Origin of the sequence: Brevundimonas phoenicis (genome assembly GCF_047237745.1) — a bacterium.
GTDB lineage: Bacteria > Pseudomonadota > Alphaproteobacteria > Caulobacterales > Caulobacteraceae > Brevundimonas.
Genome location: NZ_JBDFLN010000001.1, coordinates 1,726,357 through 1,743,421, shown reverse-complemented (window position 1 = coordinate 1,743,421; position 17,065 = coordinate 1,726,357). Strand labels below are relative to the sequence as shown.

Annotated in this window: 22 protein-coding genes; 15 read left to right on the top strand and 7 right to left on the bottom strand. The window is 64.6% G+C overall.

Going from position 1 to position 17,065, the window contains the following annotated elements; translation table 11 throughout:
• Both udk and ABC419_RS08595 read left to right on the top strand, forming a co-directional pair.
• Positions 1–738 (top strand): uridine kinase, encoded by a 738-nt coding sequence (gene udk / locus ABC419_RS08600; protein ID WP_412878772.1) that lies wholly within the window; start codon positions 1–3, stop codon positions 736–738.
• An 80-nt stretch (positions 739–818) separates the two neighbouring features.
• Positions 819–1,433 carry a TetR/AcrR family transcriptional regulator gene (locus ABC419_RS08595; protein WP_200167653.1) on the top strand — a complete coding sequence of 205 codons (615 nt, stop codon included), beginning with the start codon at positions 819–821 and terminating at the stop codon, positions 1,431–1,433.
• Positions 1,434–1,443: 10 nt separating this feature from the next.
• On the opposite strand, the gene pdxH is transcribed toward ABC419_RS08595, so the two are convergent.
• The gene (pdxH, locus tag ABC419_RS08590; RefSeq protein ID WP_412877721.1) at positions 1,444–2,106 is read right to left on the bottom strand and encodes a pyridoxamine 5'-phosphate oxidase; all 663 of its coding nucleotides are present in this window, start codon (positions 2,104–2,106) and stop codon (positions 1,444–1,446) included.
• Positions 2,107–2,552: 446 nt separating this feature from the next.
• Here pdxH and ABC419_RS08585 point away from each other — a divergent pair, with 446 nt between their 5' ends.
• The 4 genes from ABC419_RS08585 (at position 2,553) to ABC419_RS08570 (ending at position 5,238) form a co-directional block, all read left to right on the top strand.
• Positions 2,553–2,999 carry a DnaJ C-terminal domain-containing protein gene (locus ABC419_RS08585; RefSeq protein WP_243637546.1) on the top strand — a complete coding sequence of 149 codons (447 nt, stop codon included), beginning with the start codon at positions 2,553–2,555 and terminating at the stop codon, positions 2,997–2,999.
• An 11-nt stretch (positions 3,000–3,010) separates the two neighbouring features.
• Entirely contained in the window at positions 3,011–4,096 is a 1,086-nt protein-coding gene (aroC, locus tag ABC419_RS08580) for a chorismate synthase (protein ID WP_412877722.1), read from the top strand.
• Positions 4,097–4,182: 86 nt separating this feature from the next.
• Positions 4,183–4,878, top strand: coding sequence for a pirin family protein (locus ABC419_RS08575; protein WP_412877723.1), 696 nt, complete (start codon positions 4,183–4,185; stop codon positions 4,876–4,878).
• Positions 4,879–4,974: 96 nt separating this feature from the next.
• Entirely contained in the window at positions 4,975–5,238 is a 264-nt protein-coding gene (locus ABC419_RS08570; protein WP_200167555.1) for a hypothetical protein, read from the top strand.
• 3 nt (positions 5,239–5,241) lie between these two features.
• On the opposite strand, the gene queE is transcribed toward ABC419_RS08570, so the two are convergent.
• Both queE and queC read right to left on the bottom strand, forming a co-directional pair.
• Positions 5,242–5,877, bottom strand: coding sequence for a 7-carboxy-7-deazaguanine synthase (gene queE, locus ABC419_RS08565; RefSeq protein ID WP_200167553.1), 636 nt, complete (start codon positions 5,875–5,877; stop codon positions 5,242–5,244).
• Positions 5,874–6,581, bottom strand: coding sequence for a 7-cyano-7-deazaguanine synthase QueC (gene queC / locus ABC419_RS08560; protein ID WP_412878018.1), 708 nt, complete (start codon positions 6,579–6,581; stop codon positions 5,874–5,876). Before queC ends, queE begins: the two co-directional genes overlap by 4 nt.
• Before the next feature lie 203 nt (positions 6,582–6,784).
• Between queC and ABC419_RS08555 the strand changes: the two genes are divergently transcribed.
• Positions 6,785–8,371 carry a response regulator gene (locus ABC419_RS08555; protein WP_412877724.1) on the top strand — a complete coding sequence of 529 codons (1,587 nt, stop codon included), beginning with the start codon at positions 6,785–6,787 and terminating at the stop codon, positions 8,369–8,371.
• A 2-nt stretch (positions 8,372–8,373) separates the two neighbouring features.
• Here ABC419_RS08555 and ABC419_RS08550 read toward each other — a convergent pair whose 3' ends face one another.
• Positions 8,374–9,414: a ligase-associated DNA damage response exonuclease gene (locus tag ABC419_RS08550; protein ID WP_412878019.1), complete on the bottom strand. Its 1,041-nt coding sequence runs from the start codon at positions 9,412–9,414 to the stop codon at positions 8,374–8,376.
• Between the two features lie 72 nt (positions 9,415–9,486).
• Between ABC419_RS08550 and ABC419_RS08545 the strand changes: the two genes are divergently transcribed.
• The 5 genes from ABC419_RS08545 to ABC419_RS08525 all read left to right on the top strand — a co-directional run bounded on the left by ABC419_RS08545 (position 9,487) and on the right by ABC419_RS08525 (position 12,014).
• Complete coding sequence (locus ABC419_RS08545) at positions 9,487–9,966, top strand: PaaI family thioesterase (RefSeq protein ID WP_412877725.1); 480 nt, start codon at positions 9,487–9,489, stop codon at positions 9,964–9,966.
• Positions 9,963–10,367 carry a PaaI family thioesterase gene (locus tag ABC419_RS08540; protein WP_200167546.1) on the top strand — a complete coding sequence of 135 codons (405 nt, stop codon included), beginning with the start codon at positions 9,963–9,965 and terminating at the stop codon, positions 10,365–10,367. Before ABC419_RS08545 ends, ABC419_RS08540 begins: the two co-directional genes overlap by 4 nt.
• Positions 10,368–10,480: 113 nt before the next feature.
• The gene (locus ABC419_RS08535) at positions 10,481–10,816 is read left to right on the top strand and encodes a hypothetical protein (RefSeq protein ID WP_200167545.1); all 336 of its coding nucleotides are present in this window, start codon (positions 10,481–10,483) and stop codon (positions 10,814–10,816) included.
• 89 nt (positions 10,817–10,905) lie between these two features.
• Positions 10,906–11,340, top strand: coding sequence for a hypothetical protein (locus tag ABC419_RS08530; protein ID WP_125899887.1), 435 nt, complete (start codon positions 10,906–10,908; stop codon positions 11,338–11,340).
• A gap of 41 nt (positions 11,341–11,381) precedes the next feature.
• Positions 11,382–12,014: a S24 family peptidase gene (locus ABC419_RS08525; protein WP_412877726.1), complete on the top strand. Its 633-nt coding sequence runs from the start codon at positions 11,382–11,384 to the stop codon at positions 12,012–12,014.
• Between the two features lie 62 nt (positions 12,015–12,076).
• Here the strand turns inward: ABC419_RS08525 and ABC419_RS08520 are convergent, their stop codons facing one another.
• Together ABC419_RS08520 and ABC419_RS08515 are read right to left on the bottom strand one after the other, a co-directional pair.
• Complete coding sequence (locus ABC419_RS08520) at positions 12,077–12,556, bottom strand: SH3 domain-containing protein (RefSeq protein ID WP_412877727.1); 480 nt, start codon at positions 12,554–12,556, stop codon at positions 12,077–12,079.
• A 180-nt stretch (positions 12,557–12,736) separates the two neighbouring features.
• On the bottom strand, positions 12,737–14,404 hold the full coding sequence (locus tag ABC419_RS08515) for a lysine--tRNA ligase (RefSeq protein ID WP_412877728.1): 1,668 nt from the start codon (positions 14,402–14,404) through the stop codon (positions 12,737–12,739).
• A gap of 93 nt (positions 14,405–14,497) precedes the next feature.
• Between ABC419_RS08515 and ABC419_RS08510 the strand changes: the two genes are divergently transcribed.
• The gene (locus ABC419_RS08510; RefSeq protein ID WP_412877729.1) at positions 14,498–14,926 is read left to right on the top strand and encodes a GNAT family N-acetyltransferase; all 429 of its coding nucleotides are present in this window, start codon (positions 14,498–14,500) and stop codon (positions 14,924–14,926) included.
• Here the strand turns inward: ABC419_RS08510 and ABC419_RS08505 are convergent.
• Positions 14,923–15,381: a MaoC family dehydratase gene (locus ABC419_RS08505; protein WP_125899882.1), complete on the bottom strand. Its 459-nt coding sequence runs from the start codon at positions 15,379–15,381 to the stop codon at positions 14,923–14,925. The genes ABC419_RS08510 and ABC419_RS08505 overlap by 4 nt on opposite strands.
• Positions 15,382–15,494: 113 nt before the next feature.
• On the opposite strand from ABC419_RS08505, the gene queA reads away from it, so the two are divergent.
• Both queA and ABC419_RS08495 read left to right on the top strand, forming a co-directional pair.
• Positions 15,495–16,589 (top strand): tRNA preQ1(34) S-adenosylmethionine ribosyltransferase-isomerase QueA, encoded by a 1,095-nt coding sequence (gene queA, locus ABC419_RS08500; RefSeq protein WP_412878020.1) that lies wholly within the window; start codon positions 15,495–15,497, stop codon positions 16,587–16,589.
• Positions 16,586–17,062 (top strand): hypothetical protein, encoded by a 477-nt coding sequence (locus ABC419_RS08495; protein ID WP_412877730.1) that lies wholly within the window; start codon positions 16,586–16,588, stop codon positions 17,060–17,062. Before queA ends, ABC419_RS08495 begins: the two co-directional genes overlap by 4 nt.
• Positions 17,063–17,065: the final 3 nt, after the last annotated feature.

Sequence of the window (17,065 nt, the reverse complement as noted above, 5' to 3'; positions counted from 1 at the left end):
GTGACGCAAGGGAAGGCTGGCCGCGACAGATTGCCATTTCAAACCGCTGTCGGGCTTGCGTCATGCGACGTCTGGGTGAATGAGCGCGCCATGACCATTCTGATCGCGATCACCGGCGGCTCCGGTTCGGGCAAGAGCACCCTGGCGGAAGCCCTTGTTTCTTCTCTTCCTGAGGGCGTCGCCACCCTGCTGCGCGAAGACGCCTATTATCTGGACGCAGCTTCGGTCCCGGGCTTCGACGCGGCGACCCACGACTTTGACGACGTGGCGGCGCGTGATCACGATCTGCTGATCGCAGACCTGAGCGCCCTGAAGAGCGGCCGCGCGATCACAGCGCCCGTCTATTCCTTCATTCATCACGGACGTGAACCTCAGGGCGAGCCAGTAACCGCGACCGATGTCGTAATCGTCGAAGGAACGCACCTGCTGTGCACGTCGGCCTTGAGCGCCCTGTTCGACATCAAGGTCTTCGTCGATACGCCTGCAGACATCCGCTTCATCCGCCGCCTTCTACGCGACCAGATCGAGCGTGGCCGAACGGCCGAATCGGTTATCCAGCAGTATCTGGGAACCGTGCGGCCAGGACATGAACGTTTGACCGAACCCTCCCGGGTTCATGCCGACTTCATAGTGGCCGACGCAACCGCCGCAGTGCGTCTCGAAGACCCCCAAGCCGTCGTTCGTCTGGCTGCGCCTGTCCTTGCGCACCCGCTGCTAGAACCTTGGCTCAGCAGGTGATTTTCATTCGCAGCGAACAACGATCCCATTGCAATTAAGGCGTTTTAAAGGCACTGTCCGGCGAAAGGCTGGTGAACGCCATGACCGCTCTGATTGCTGACATAGACGACCCCCGACGCACGGCCCTGGTGCGTCAGGCGCGGCTACATTTTGTGTCCGAAGGCTATGTCGGCACACGGATGGAGCCCATTGCGCGCGAAGCCGGCGTATCAACGGCCACGCTCTACGCCATGTTTGAGAATAAGGCCGCTCTCTTCGCGGCGGTAATCGATGAAGCTGCGACCGATTTCTCCACGCGGATGTCGGCCGTCAAGAACTATGCAGGGGCTCCTCGAGAACGTCTTCAAGGCTTCCTCACGACCTATGCCGAGTTCATGAGCGACGCCTTCGTTCAGGCTATATTCCGCCTGGTCATGGCCGAGCGATCGCGCTTCGAAGACATCGCCATCGGCTTCTTCGACAAGGCCAAGCGCGACTTCGGCGCACTATTGATCAAAGCGCTCAATGACATGCAGACCGATGGCGAACTGAAGTTCGAAAAGGCGTCCTGGGCCGCTGGGCAGCTAATGGGCATGGTCGAACATCCCATCTTCTTCGTGCCCATGGTGACAGGCGGCCAGGTCATCGCCCAGCGCACGCCGGCGGACATCGCCGCCGACGCGGTCGAGACCTTCCTGGCGCGCTATCAAGCCTGACCGTCAGACCTTACGGCCAGAGACGCTTCGTAACCCAGGCGGCATGATCGCGGTCAAAACGCAAACGGTCATGCAGACGGAACGGCCGATCGCGCCAGAACTCGATTTGTTCGGGACGAACCCGCCATCCGGTCCAACGATCGGGGCGCGGTACGTCCTGGCCCTCGAATCGCGCCGTCTGCTCTGCGACCCGCGCCTCCAGCGCCTCGCGGTCGCTCAACGGTCGCGACTGATCCGACGCCCAGGCGCCGATACGGCTCTCACGCGCGCGACTGGCGAAATAAACGTTCGCCTCATCCAGGCTCACAGGCTCGACCGCACCGCGGATACGGACCTGACGGCGCAGGCTTTTCCAATGAAAAAGCAGAGCGGCCGAAGGGTGCGCCCAAAGCTGTTCGCCCTTCGCGCTTTCCTGATTGGAAAAGAAGGTAAAACCCCGATCATCGACATCCTTGAGCAGAACCATCCGCACGTCAGGCAGGCCCGCCGGATCGACCGTGGCCAGCGCCATGGCGTTGGCGTCGTTCACTTCACTGCGCTTGGCCTCTTCCAACCATTCGATAAAAAGACCGATCGGCTCGTCGCGGTTGAAGATCGCATCATCCGCATTGGCCGCCAATTGGAAGGCGTAGTCATCGGCGGACGGACTGGGCGGGATCACCGGCTGGTTCATGAAAGGGCTTCCTAACGCCACGTAAGGCGACGGTCATCCGCCGCTGACATGACTCCTATGTCAATAGGACAAAGCGCCGCTAGTGCGCGTCGTTCCATATCAGAGCTTCGCGAAGACGGTTAACCTCGTCTTGACCACAGCTGTCACAAGTTGGGCGCATGGATGCGGAGCTGTGTCTTTCCACGCATGAAGCGCGACGTCTGCTGGGACTGGACGGACCAGCGACCGGGGCGGCTCTGACCGCCGCGTTTCGCGCTGCGGTGAAGTCCGTCCACCCCGATCATCCAGGAGGCGATGCCGATCATTTCAGGCGCACGATCGCAGCTTACCGCCTTCTTCAGGCCCACACCCCTTCCCTGCCCGCGCCGGTTCGTACTGCGAGCAAAGTCGAAGCTTCGTGTTCGCCTTCGCCAACGAGCGCCCCGCCTCTGATCGTGTTGACGCCCATGCAGGCCTTGAGCGGCGGCACTGTCGCCGTCACGGCGTTTGGCCGACGCCTGCTGGTTCACGTTCCGCCTGGCGTCCGGACGGCGGACCGCATCCGCCTGAAAGGCGCGCGCGACCTGATCTCGGTCCTTATCCGGCCAGCAGACGGACTTTCTGTGCTGGGTGCAGACGTGTTCATGGACTGGCCCATCGCCTCACGCCTGATGCGCGACGGCGGGCGAATCGAGATCGACACCCATGCCGGATCGCAGGCCGCCTGGCTGGTGCCGGACATGGTAGAGCCGGTCCGACTGCGCCTTCCGGGCCTGGGCCTGCCCGCGCGAGGCAAGCGCGCCGCCGGCGACCTGTTCGTCAAGCTGACGCCGTCCGACGACCTGCCCTCGGCGGCGGAAGACATGCTGCTTCGCTTCACTCGGGTCTGGACGCCGGAGCGGATGGCGGCTTAAGCCTCGCCATCATGTCGCACAACACCTTCGGCCACCTGTTCCGCATCACCACCTGGGGCGAAAGCCATGGCTCGGCCATCGGCTGTGTCGTCGACGGCTGCCCCCCGCTGATCCCGCTGACCGAAGCCGACATCCAGCCCTGGCTGGATCTGAGGAAACCCGGCGGCAGCCGCTTCGTCACCCAGCGGCAGGAGGCGGATCAGGTCCGCATCCTGTCCGGCGTCTTCGACGACGGAAACGGCCCGGTCACGACCGGCACGCCGATCAGTCTGATGATCGAGAACACCGACCAGCGTTCCAAGGATTACGGCGAGATCGCCCGCGCCTTCCGCCCTGGCCACGCCGATTATGCCTATCAGGCCAAGTACGGCATCCGCGACCATCGCGGCGGCGGCCGCTCCTCGGCCCGTGAAACGGCCAGCCGCGTCGCGGCGGGAGCCGTGGCGCGCAAAGTTCTCGGCGACAGCATCCGCATCCGCGCCGGCGTGGTCCAGCTGGGACCGCACCGCATCGCCGACGAGGCGATCGACTTCGACGCCGTCTATGACAACGCCCTGTTCGCCGCCTCGGCCGACGTGGTTCCCGCCTGGGAGGCCTATCTGGACGGCGTGCGCAAGGCCGGCTCCTCCATCGGCGCCGTCGTGGCGCTGGAGGTCACGGGCGCCCCCGCCGGCTGGGGCGCGCCTCTCTACGCCAAGCTGGACGCCGAGCTGGCGGCGGGCCTGATGTCCATCAACGCCGTCAAGGGCGTCGAGATCGGCGCGGGCTTCGGCGCCGCCGAACTGTCGGGCGAGGACAACGCCGACGAGATGCGCCTGGGCGACGACGGCCTGCCGATCTTCCTGTCGAACAAGGCGGGGGGCGTCCTGGGCGGCATCTCCACCGGCCAGCCGTTGACGGCCCGCGTGGCGTTCAAACCCACGTCGTCCATCCTGACCCTGCGCCAGACCATCAACCGCGACGGCGCCGAAGTCGATCTGCGCACCAAGGGCCGCCACGACCCCTGCGTCGCCCTGCGCGGCGTGCCGGTCGTCGAAGCCATGGCCGCCATCGTCTTGGCCGACGCCAAGCTGCGGCACCGGGCGCAGATGGGCTGACGCTCAATAGGAAACAAACACAGTTGCAAATAAGATTTGGCGATCCTATCTAGGTCTCAAGCATTCCTCGGATGGGAGACCGAACCATGATCGACGTCAGACCTTTCAACACCCTCGGCGGCGCCGACCACGGCTGGCTGAACGCCAAGCACCACTTCTCGTTCGCCAACTACTATGATCCCAAGCGCATGGGCTGGGGCCGTCTGCGCGTCTGGAACGACGACGAGATCGGCGCCCGGTCGGGCTTCCCGCCCCACCCCCATGCCGACATGGAGATCATCACCTATGTCCGCACGGGCGCCATCACGCACGAGGACTCGATGGGCAACAAGGGCCGTACGGGCGCGGGCGACGTTCAGGTGATGAGCGCAGGGACCGGCGTGCGTCACTCCGAGTTCAACCTCGAGGACGAGACGACCACCCTGTTCCAGATCTGGATCGAGACGGACAAACCGGGCGCCCAGCCGTCCTGGGGCCAGCGGGAGTTCCCCAAGAACGACCGCTCAGGCCGCTTCACCGTCGTCGCCTCGGGCGATCCGGCGGACCGGGCCCTGTCGATCAACGCCGACGCCAAGATCCTGGCCGCGACTCTGAAGGCGGGCGAGAGCCTGACCTATGACCTGGCCGCCGGGCGTCGCGCCTATCTGGTGCCCGCCGTGGGCCGAGTGGACGTCAACGGAACCACGCTGAACGCCCGCGACGGCGCCGGCATCATCGACGAGCTGACCATCACCATCACGGCCGCCGAAGACGCCGAACTGGTCATGGTCGACAGCCTGTAAGACTACGCTGATCGAAAGATCACAGGGGGCGTTCGAAAGAGCGCTCCCTTTCTTTTGCGCACTGACAGAAGGCAGGCGGCGCGGCAGAGTGCCGTCATGATCCAGCGCCTCACCGCCCTCGCCCTCTGCCTGTCCGGCGCCCTGATGCTTCAGGGCTGCGTCGCGGGCGCCGTCGTCGGCGCCGGAGCCGCCGTGGTCGGCGGCGCGGCCAAGGTGACGGGCGCCGCCGTCGGCGCGGGCTTCGACGCCGTCACCACCTCGGACGAGGAAACCAAGGCCAAGCGCGAGCGCGAGCAGCGCGAATACGAACGCGAACAACGCCGCTGCAAAGAAAGACAGCGTCAGGGCAAAACCTGCTGATCCCTAGCGCACCCCGATGTATTTATGCGTCTGGACGCTGAGCCGCCATTGCGGGTGGGTCAGGCAGTATTCGATGGCGGCGGCGGTGTTGGCGACCTGATCAGGGCCATCCATCGGCTGAAGCCAGAACCGCTCGAAATCGAGATGTTCGAAGCGGTCGGGCATGGCCAGCGGCTGAGGAAAGACCAGCTTCAGCTCCTGTCCTGAGGTCTGAACCACGGGGGCGGCGGCCTTGGGGCTGATGCAGATCCAGTCGATGCCGTCCGGCGCCGTCAGGGTGCCGTTGGATTCGATGGCGATCTCGAATCCGCGTGCGTGCAGGGCGTCGATCAGCGGCGCATCCAGTTGCATCAGCGGCTCGCCGCCCGTGCAGACCACCAGTTTCGGATCGCCTTCGCGGCCGCGCCACATCCCCGCGACGTGGTCGGCCATCAGGTCGGCGGTCTTGAACTTGCCGCCGCCGTCGCCGTTCACCCCGACGAAATCGGTGTCGCAGAAGGTGCAAATCGCCGTTGCACGGTCCCGCTCCAGCCCGCTCCACAGATTGCATCCGGCAAAGCGCAGGAAGACCGCGGGGCGCCCCGCCTGTCCGCCCTCGCCCTGCACCGTCAGGAAGACTTCCTTGGCCGAATAGGTCATGCGGCCGCCCATTGCGCATAACCGGCCGCGCGCAGTTCACAGGCCGGACAAGCGCCGCAGCCATAACCCCAGACATGGCGATGCGTCCGGTCGCCCAGATAGCAGGTGTGGCTGAACTCGATGATGGCCTTGACCAGGGCGCGACCGCCGATCTGATCCGCCAATTCCCAGGTCTGGGCCTTGGTCAGGAACATCAGGGGCGTCTCGACCGGAACAGACTTGTCCAGGCCCAGCGACAGGGCGCGCGCTGTCGCCTGGATCGTTTCGTGGCGACAGTCGGGATAGCCGGAGTAGTCGGTCTCGCACATGCCGCCGATCAGGACTTCCAGCCCCCTGCGATCCGCCAGCGCGGCCGCCGCCACCAGGAAGATCAGATTGCGACCCGGCACGAAGGTATTGGGCAGGCCGCGCGCATCCGCCTCGATGGCGCGCTCGGTCGTCATCGCCGTCTCGCCGATGGCGCCGAAGCCCGTCAGATCGACCACATGATCGTCCCCCAGACGCTCGGCCCACTGCGGCAAGGCCTTAACCAGTTCCTCGCGAACGGACTGGCGCGCCTGCATCTCGACCGCATGACGCTGGCCGTAGTCGAAACCGACAGTCTCCACCCGATCGAAACGCTCCAGCGCCCAGGCCAGGCAGGTGGCGCTGTCCTGCCCGCCTGAGAAGAGGACCAGGGCGGAAGTTAATGCGTTGGGGGGGATTTCGTTCATGACAAACCTGCGGTCGGCCGTCAGCCGCGCGCATCCAAGGACGTTCCAGGATCGGAAGATAGGTAGTCACACAGCATAGGCCAGACCGGCCCGCCCGGCAAAAGAAAGCCATGTCGCAGAATCTGCGGTCGCGCTTAACCGTTCAGCAAATATTTTCAAAGAATGTAAAATGGTCTCAGTAGGAGTCCGGCCGAATGCCGACGATCGAAGTGCTGACCGAGCGGGCGGAGCCCGTATCTCCTTCTGCAAAAACAGGAGAGATATTCGCGCGTTTCGAGCGCGAGCCGGACACCCTGGTGATCGCCGTTGTGGACGGCGAGCGTCCCGTCGGCCTGATCGAACGCAGCGACTTCCTGATGAAGTTAGCGGGGCCGCTGGGCCCCAGTCTGTATGGCGGTCGCGAAATCGCCCACCTGATGGACCCCGAGCCTGCGGTAGTGGAATCCGGCGTCCGCATCGACGCCTTCGCCGACATCATCCTGAAAAGCGGACCGGGCACCTTGATGCGCGGCTTCATCGTCACTCGCAACGGCGCCTATCGCGGCGTCGGCACGGCGGTGGCCCTGCTGCGCGCCGTCAACAAGCTGCAAAAGCATGAAAACCAGCATTTGGCCGAGCAGGCGCGCGCCGCAGCCGACGCCGACAGCGCAATGCAGACCGCCGCACGTGAAAAAAGCCGCTTCATGGGCCTGCTCAATCGCGAACTCAGCACCTCCATGAACGGAGTTCTCGCCGTCGCCGAGTTGCTGCACCGGCAGCCATTGAACGAAGCGGCCAAGGCTCACGCTCGCACCATCATGGAATCGGCGGAAGACCTGCTCGACAACCTGCGTGACGCACTGGATCTGGCGCGCGCAGAGGCTGGCGAATTGCAGTTGTCGCCCGCCCCTACGCCCCTTCGCACCTTGATGGACGAGTTGCAGGCCCACTGGTCCCCCCGCGCCGCCCAGGACAGCGTGACCCTGATGGTCGGCTATGAAGGCGACACCGAACTGGCGGCCATGATCGACGCCGACCGGTTGAAGCAGGTGTTCAACAATCTGATCAGCGCCGCCCTGGGCAACACCCGTCACGGCATGGTGGAAGCCAGCCTCAAGGCTCTCGCTCACGGCGATCGCGTGTTGATAGAAGCCCGCGTCCGTGACGACGGGTCAGCCGAGATGCGGCGACTGGATGAGAACACCGAGGAATCCTGCGATCTCGGCCTGATGGTCAGTGGACGCCTGATCCAGTGCATGGACGGCCGGCTGCGGGCCGAAAACAACATCGGTCGCGGCGCCACCTTCGCTTTTGATCTGGAAGCTCCCATCGCCCTGATGGAGCAGGAGACCCCCTCAAACGTAGCGAATCTGGATCACCTGCACCTGCAGGCCCAGCCGCACGTCCTGATCGCCGACGACAACGCCACCAACCGCGTGGTGGCTCAGGCCCTTTGCGAAATGTTCGGCTGCACCTCCGAAACCGTTGAGGACGGTCAAGAGGCCGTGGAGGCCGCTCAGTCTCGCCCCTTCGACCTGATCCTCATGGATATCAAGATGCCTCGCCTGGACGGCGTCGGGGCTACGCGCGCCATCCGCGCCCTCCCCGGCGCAGCGGGCCGTCTGCCCATCATCGCCCTTACCGCAAACGCGGACCCTGACGACGCCAAAGCCTATCTGGCGGCGGGCATGGCCGCCGTGGTCGAAAAGCCGATCAAGCCCGAGCGCCTGCGTCTGGCCATGAATACAGCCCTGGAACCTGCCGAACCTGCGGTCGCTCACAAGGACCGCGGCGCAGCCTGACCTTAGTCAGGCAAGGCTTCTGAAATCTTTCCTTCGCCTCCGCCCTCCTCGTCATATCCCACAAGGCGCAAGGCGCGCGCTTTGACGCCCGCCAGTTCACACCAGCGCAGCAGCCCCTCTTCCCGACCATGGGTGATCCACACTTCTTCAGGTGCGATCTCGTTGAAGGTGCGGGTCAGCTCCGGCCAGTCGGCGTGATCGGAAATCACCAGCGGCAGTTCCACGCCGCGCTGAAGCGCTCGCGCCCGAACGCCCATCCAACCTGAAGCAAAAGCCATGATCGGCTCAGCAAAGCGGCGCGCCCAACGGTCCTGCACTGCCGATGGCGGAGCAATGACCACCTCACCGCCAAGAGCTCCAGGTTTCAGACCCGTGGCTGGCCTCAGCGCCCCCAAACCGACACCCGACGCCTGATAGAGCTCGTTCAACCGCTCCAGCACGCCATGAACGTAGATCGGCCGCTCCCAACCCCTCTCGCGCAACAGGCAAATAATGCGCTGCGCCTTACCCAAGGCATAGGCGCCGATTAGATGCGCCCTGTCCGGAAACTGCGCCAGTGAACGCATCAGCCTGTCGATCTCATCGGCGTCGGGGGGATGAACGAAAACCGGAAGGCCGAACGTCGCCTCCGAAATAAAGACATGGCAAGGCGTCAGTTCAAACGGGACGCAGGTCGGATCGCGACGCCGCTTGTAGTCGCCAGACACAGTCATGATCAGACCGTTGCGGCTGACAACGACCTGCGCAGAACCCAGAACATGCCCGGCCGGAACCAGCCGCACATCAACGCCGCCGACGGATGTCGTCTCTCCATAGTCGACAGCCTGCCTCCGCCCGGAGAAATCCATGCCGTATCGCACGGCCATTATCGCCAGGGTCTCAGTCGTCGCCAGAACCGCACCGTGCCCGGCGCGCGCATGGTCGGAATGGCCGTGGGTGATCACCGCCCGATCCACCGGCCGCACCGGGTCGATGTAGAAATCACCAGGAGAACAATAGAGGCCTGCGGGCGTGGGTCGTAAAAGATCCTGAGGGCGCATCATCAGATCAAGGTTGGCTGGACAAGACTGCGCCGGACAGGCGACCAAGGGCGGAGCTCATAGAAGGACGCCTTGATGACGGATTCGTTCCTCACCACCCTACTGCCGCAACTGGCCTCCGGCGCCGCCCACACCCACGCCCTGGGCTTTGCCTATGAAGGCCTTGAGGGCGACCGCGTTCGGATGCGCGTTCCCTATCACGCCGACCTGGTCGGCGACCCCGAGACTGGCGTCCTGGCCGGCGGCTTGGTGACGACCCTGCTCGATCATGCGGGCGGGCTGGCCGTCTGGGTGGCGCTGGACGCTTTTCGCCCGATCGCGACACTGGACCTGCGCGTAGATTACATGAGAGCCGCACAACCTGGGCGCGACCTGTTGGCTGAAGCCCGCTGCTATCGCCTGACCCGCAATCTGGCCTTCGTGCGCGCCTGGGCGTTCGAAAACGACCCAAGCGACCCTGTCGCCGCCGCCCAATCCGCCTACATGGTCAGTGCAGAAGGCGACAGCCGCACCGGCGCCAACCTGAAACCTCGTCGCGCGAAGGACGCCGCATGACCGCCTTCCTGCTGGACAGCCTGCCCTATGCGCGCTTCCTCGGTCTGCAGACGCAGGTGAACGGCGATGAAGTCACCGTGACCATGCCGTTCGACGACAAACTCATCGGCAACCCTCTCCTGCCCGCCCTGCATGGCGGCTCTACAGCCGCGCTGTTGGAGATGACCGCCATGGCCCAGGTCTCACTGACCTATCCGCGGCTGCGGCTGCCCCGCCCGATAAACGTCACCGTGGCCTACCTTCGCTCTGGCAAGCCCATCCACGTCTTCGCTCGCGCCCGCATCAACCGCGCCGGGCGCAGGGTCGCTCATGTCATCGCCGAGGCCTGGCAGGAAAACCACGCCCAACCAATCGCCAGCCTGACCGCCCACTTCCTACTGGACGAAGAGATCACAACCTGAAGTGAGCGTTCACACGCAAAACGCGTAAAGTAACCAATGGTAAACAAATTCCTACCAAACAGCCTTAACGCGTGTTAACTATTGCTCCTCGCAGATTTGATGAGGGGTATGCTATGGACCGCACTGAAGTGATCGCCGCCGTCGCCGGTGATTTGCACGCTACCGAGAAAGCGATCGACGACGCGATCGTGCAGGCCACCGCCCTGGTGCAGTCGATGATCGGCGCCCGTTCGGCCCTGTCCGTTTCCGCCGTGGCCGCATCGGCCTCTCAGACCAAGGCCATGGAATCCATCGCCGCTCTGAGCGCCGCGCGCGAGGCTATCGTCGCCTGCCACAATGAAATGGCCAAGGATCACCGCCGTCTCGGCTACGGCACTTACGCCGCTGGTCCGCTGGCCAAGCCGGACGAATGGGACAGCCGCCCCATGGGTCACCTGCGGGTTGCGTGAATTTAATCTAACTCACACCTAGAGTTAGGTGCGCCTTCGGCGCTTTGGTGACATGATACCCCCTTCGCTGGACAGCGGAGGGGGTTTCTATGTTCGGCTTCGTATCCGAGTACGTCGGCATATCCATTATGCTCTTGGCTGGGCTGTTCGCGCTCACCAAGGGCGGTAGGCCCGAGCGGATCGGCGCCGGCACCATGCTTGTCGCCTGGTTCCTGTCGATTCTCGCTCAGATGATGGTCGGCTACGAAGCCATGCAGTGGCCGGTGTTCATCATCGACATTATCGTTCTGGGCGTTTTCGTCGCCCTAGTCTGGAAATCCCCGCGATCGTGGCCGGTATGGGCCAGCGCCTTGCAACTACTCGCGGTAGCCAGCCACGTGATGGTTTTCCTGAAGATGCAGCCTACCATCTCGGCCTTCTATACGGTCGTCAACATGACCGGATACGGCATCATGCTCGCCATCACGATTGGCGCAGTCCTCGCTTGGCAAGAGCGTCGAGCCGTGGGCGAAGAGGCTGAATAGGCGAATATTCCTATCCACATCCCGGCATGGTATCATTCCCCATGCCTCTGTCTCATGCGCAGATATGGAACGCCATCGACGTCCTGGCTCGTCGCGAAGGCCTGTCCGCTTCCGGATTGGCGCGGCGCGCTGGCCTGGACGCCACAAGTTTCAATCCGTCAAAGCGGTTTAGCGGTGATCCGACGCGCCCGCGCTGGCCGTCCACCGAGAGTCTGATGCGAGTGCTTCAGGCCACAGGTCTCAGCCTGGGTGAATTTGCCGGCATGGCTGATGATCCAGGCCCCGCCGCCCTGCCGATCCCTATGCTCGGGCTGGCGCGAGCGGGGAATGAAGGTTTTTTCGACGACGCAGGCCTGCCGCTGGCTGATGGCTGGGAACAAACCGAGCTTCCGACACGCAAGGACAGCCTATTCAGCTTGCGGATCGAAGGCGATTCCATGACCCCTCTCTATCGCCCCGGCGACCGCGTGATCGTCGATCTGGACGCTACCGAAGTCCGGCGTGGCGACCGTGTGGCCTTGCGTACCCGGACAGGGGAAACTCTGGCCAAGGAAATCGCGACCATGAACGTTCGTGAAGTGGTCCTAGCCTCCATGAACCCCGACTACCCGCCGCGCCACCTCGCACGCGACCAGATTCTATGGATAGCCCGCATCCTCTGGGTCAGTCAGTGACGCGAAAAAGGCCGCCCCTTTCGGGACGGCCTTCGCTATGATCGGTGCGGGGAGAAAGCCGATCAGTTCGGCGCGACGTAGTGTGCGTTCACCCAACCGCCGCCCGCGATCTGGACCCACTCGCCTTGCGAGCCGATGGCGGTGAAGGGCTGGCCTGCCGACAAGCTGCCGGTCTGGCGGTAGTTGGCGCCCGGGCCCGTGCGGATACGCAGGTTCGAGGTAGCGCGGTACGAGTTGGCGGCTGCCTGATTGGCCGAACGCGCGCGCTGCTGATTACAGCCGATGTATGAGCCAGCCGCAGCGCCGGCGCCGGCGCCGACCACCGCCCCCAGGGCGCGTTCATTCTTGGACACCTGGCTACCGGCCAGACCGCCCAGCACGGCGCCGATGGCGGCGCCGGCCTGCTGGCGACCGCCCGGGGCGTCGCAATTGGTGATGCCGTTAGCCTGGGGCATGGCGTCGGCGCTCATCGGCACGGCGGCGGAACCCAGAGCGGCGAACATGGCGGTGGCGGCCAGACCCGCCTTGAAGAACTTCGACATGCGTCTCTCCTGTCATCGAGTTGTCGATGGAGCGACAATGCACTGGCGAAGCTGAAGGCTCCCCCCGTCGCGCCGTTATGTTCTGTTCATGTTGAGTTGGCCTCCCGCGCTTCGCGCTGCTTGAGGTCTCGATAGAAAAAAGAGCCGCCGCAGTATCTACGGCGGCCCCGATGCTCAGTGCTAGGCCAGTTCGCCGTTCGCCCCGGCCTCGATCAGGGCGATTGTCTGCAGTAGGCCGTAGATGGCCGCAAACGATCCGAAGCGCGGCCCCTGCGAGGCGCCCAGCAGCACCTCATACAGCGCCTGGAACCAGGCTCGCAGCGGCTCGAACTCGTGCGCCTTGCCTACGGCATAGACCTCGCCCTGGATGATCTCGCCGTCGGTCGTGTCGGTCGGCAGGGCCTTCAGACGTTCCGCTAGGTCCAGTAGCGCCGCCTTTTCCTTGTCGTCGGGCAGACGATAGGTCTTCGAGGGCTTCACAAAGTCCTCGTAGTAGTTCAGCGCATAGCCCATCAGCCGATCCAGAACCGGCTCATTCTCGGGCGTGGCGTCGGGCAGGTATTTGGCGAAATAGGCCCACAGCTGGTCCTTGCTGGAGGCGTTGGCCACCCCCACCAGGTTCAGCAGCAGGGCGAAGGACACCGGCGAGGCGCTCTGCGGCGGCTGACCCGAGTGGATGTGCCAGACGGCGTTGTCGATCTGCTTGGCCGGTTCCTGCGTCTTGTACTGCTCGATGAAGGACAGATAGTCGTCCGTCGCGCGCGGAATGACGTTGAAGTGCAGGCTCTTGGCCGACTTCGGCGATTGGAACATGTACCAGGACAGGCTCTCGGGCGTACCGTAGCGCAGCCACTCCTCCATCGTCAGGCCGTTGCCCTTGGACTTGGAGATCTTCTTGCCCTCGACGTCGAGGAAGAGCTCGTAGTTGAAGCCTTCCGGCGGCGTGCCGCCCAGGGCGCGACAGATCTTGCCGCTCTCGCGCACGCTCTCGATCAAGTCCTTGCCCGACATCTCGTAATCGACGTCCAGCGCGGTCCAGCGCATGGCCCAGTCGGGCTTCCACTGAAGCTTCACATGGCCGCCGGTGACGGGCGCCTCAGTGCGGCCGCCCGCAGGATCGTCAAAGACAATGGTCCCACGCTCGACATTGCGCTCCAGCGTCGGCACCTGCAGCACATGGCCGGTGATCGGGCTGATCGGCAGGAAGGGCGAATAGGTGGCGCGACGCTCCTCGCCCAGGGTCGGCAACATGATGCCCATGACCTTGTCGAAGCGTTCCAGCAGGGTCAGCAGGGTCGCGTCGAACCGGCCCGACCGATAGGTCTCGGTCGAGGACATGAACTCGTACTCGAAGCCGAAGCTGTCGAGGAAGGCGCGCAGGCGGGCGTTATTGTGCGCGCCAAAGCTGTCGTGCGTGCCGAACGGATCGCGCACCTTGGTCAGCGGCAGGTGCAGATCTTCGCGCAGCATCTCCGGGTTCGGCACGCCCTCGGGCACCTTGCGCAGGCCGTCCATATCGTCGCTGAACGCGATCAGGCGCGTGGCCCAGTGATCGCCGGTCAGGGCGCGAAATGCGTTGCGCACCATGGTCGTGCGCGCCACCTCGCCGAAGGTGCCCATGTGCGGCAGGCCCGACGGACCGTAGCCCGTCTCCAAGATCACAGGCCGATTCAGCGCCTCGAAGGTCGCCAGAGCTTCGTCCGTCTTGCCCGCGTCGATCAGCAGTTTCGCGGCGTCGCGCTCCGCATCCGACAGCCGTTTCTTGAGCACGTGGGCCAGCAGGTTGCGCGCTTGCTCAAACGGCCACGAACGGGCCTCACGGGACAGGGTTTCAAGGTTCTGAAGCATGCATCGGGCTTTGAAGGCTCCGCAGCATCACGTCAACTTTTGATCCCTTGAATCTCCCTGTCGCCCCGGCCTTACATCGGCTAGCAAGACGCAATGAGTCCTGATTACCGCATTGTCGCTCGCACGCCCGCCATCGACGATTATCGTCGCCTCAGGACCATTTCGGGCCTCACCCCGCGCAGCGCCGAAGCGGCAGCCGCCGGCCTGCCCAACACCGTCTTCGCCGTAGTGATCGAAAACCAGGCGGATGAGACCGTCGGCATGGGGCGGGTCATCGGCGACAACGGGCTGTTTTTCCAGATCGTCGACATCGCCGTCGATCCTGCCCACCAGGGGCGCGGCCTGGGGAAGGCGATCATGAAGGCTCTGGTGGATCACTTGCGCGCCACCGTGCCCGCCGAGGCCTACATCAGTCTGATCGCAGACGGCGAGGCGCATCGCCTCTATGCACAGTACGGTTTCCAACCCACAGCGCCGAACTCCATCGGCATGGCGTTGTTCTTGCGCCCAAACGAGGCCTAGAGCCGCGCCTCGGCGTTCCGGGGCAGTTGCATCTGGTTCTCGAAGCTCATCGCCAGATCACCGTCCTGATTGGTGACGGTCGTCTTGGTGCGCACGACGCCGCGATCGGGCTGGCTCTTGGACGGGCGGATTTCGATGATTTCACGGCGCACGGTCAGGGTGTCGCCGGGGCGCACAGGCCGCACCCACCACAGGGCGTCGACGTTCATGCCCAGCAGCGGCGTCTGGCCGAAATAGGCTTCGTCCACGAACTGGCGCATGACGCGCGAACAGACATGCCATCCGCTGGCGATCAGGCCCCCAAAACGTCCTGCTTCGGCCGCCGCCTTGTCCACGTGCATGGGCTGGGGGTCGAACTCCGTCGCGAAGGCGATGATCTCGGCCTCGGTGATCGTGAAGGGCTCGCTGCCCCAGCTTTCGCCGACGGTCAGGTCGTCCAGATAGCGGTCGGTCATGCACTCAACTCCCATTGCTCAGTCTGACATAGCGGCTGGAGCGGTTTTCGCCAGTCGACTTTCGGCCGGGACTCGCTTGACCGCAAAGGCGGGGCGTGAGCATTGCCCGCCTCATGCGGACATCCGATTTCGACTTCGACCTGCCCGAGGCGTGCATCGCCCTGCGTCCTGCCGACCCGCGCGATTCCGCGCGGTTTCTGATCGTGAAGGGCGGAGATCTGCAAGATCGGATCATCCGTGACCTGCCGGACTTTCTGCAACCGGGCGACGCCCTGGTGTTCAACGACACCCGCGTGATCCCCGCCCGCCTATCGGGCGTCCGCCACCGCACCGGGCCGGAAGGCGAACTGCTGTCGGTCCCGGTCGAGGCCACCCTGCACCACCGCGACGCGCCCGATGTCTGGAGCGCCTTCATGAAGCCCGGCAAGCGGCTGAAGGTCGGCGACCGCGTTCGTTTCGGGCGCGAGGAAGACAACGCCTGCTTCCTGGGCCAGGTGGACGCCGAGATCACCGCCAAGGGCGAGGACGGCCTCGTCACCCTGCGCTTCGATCTGGCCGGACCGGCGCTGGACGACGCCATCCGCGAGGTCGGGGTCATGCCCCTGCCCCCCTATATCGCGGCCAAGCGGGCCGAGGACGATCAGGATCTGAAGGACTATCAGACCGTCTTCGCCGAGCATGACGGCTCGGTCGCGGCGCCGACGGCGGGCCTGCACTTCACGCCCGCCCTGCTGGACGCCATCCAGGCGCGCGGCGTGACGACCCACGCCGTGACTTTGCACGTCGGGGCGGGCACCTTCCTGCCGGTCAAGGCGGACGACACGGCCGATCACAAGATGCACTCCGAGTGGGGCGAGGTCTCAGCCGAGACCGCCGCCGCCCTGAACACCGTGCGCGCGGCGGGCGGGCGCATCGTCTGCGTCGGCACCACCTCGCTTCGCCTGCTGGAGAGCGCCACGACCGAAGAGGGTGGGGTCCAGCCCTTCCACGGCGACACGGCCATCTTCATCACGCCGGGCTATCGCTTCCGCGCCTGCGACGTGCTGATGACCAACTTCCACCTGCCGAAATCGACGCTGTTCATGCTGGTCAGCGCCTTCGCCGGGCTGGAGACAATGCGCGCCGCCTACGCCCACGCCATCGACAGCGGTTACCGCTTCTATTCTTATGGCGATGGAAGCCTACTGTTTCGGGAAGACGCCCAATGAGCCACATCGACGACCTGCCCGAAAATCTGGCCGCGACCTTCGACATCCTGGCTTCAGCGGCCAGTGAGCTTCAGGATCCCTGGTGGGTGTTCGGGGGCGCGGGCATGGCGTTGTCGGGCCTGTCAGAATGGCACGTGCCGGACGTCGATGTGATGACCAGCCCGCGCGACGCCCGGCGCCTGATCGAGGCCCTGCACGGCGAAGCCATCGAAGACCCCGGCGAAGGCCTGTTCCGGTCGCAGGTGTTCGGCGAAATCCTTACCACGCCGGTCCCTATCGAAGTCATGGCGATGATGGACGTGCGCGCAGGCGCCGACTGGACGCCGGTCATCTTCACCACGCGCCAGTCGATCGAACTGGACGGGGGCACGCTCTATATCCCCACCGTCGCCGAACAGATCGAGAAGTGCCGCCTGTTCGGCCGCCCCAAGGATCTGCAGCGCGCGGAGCGCCTGGAGACGCTCCGGCGCTGAGAC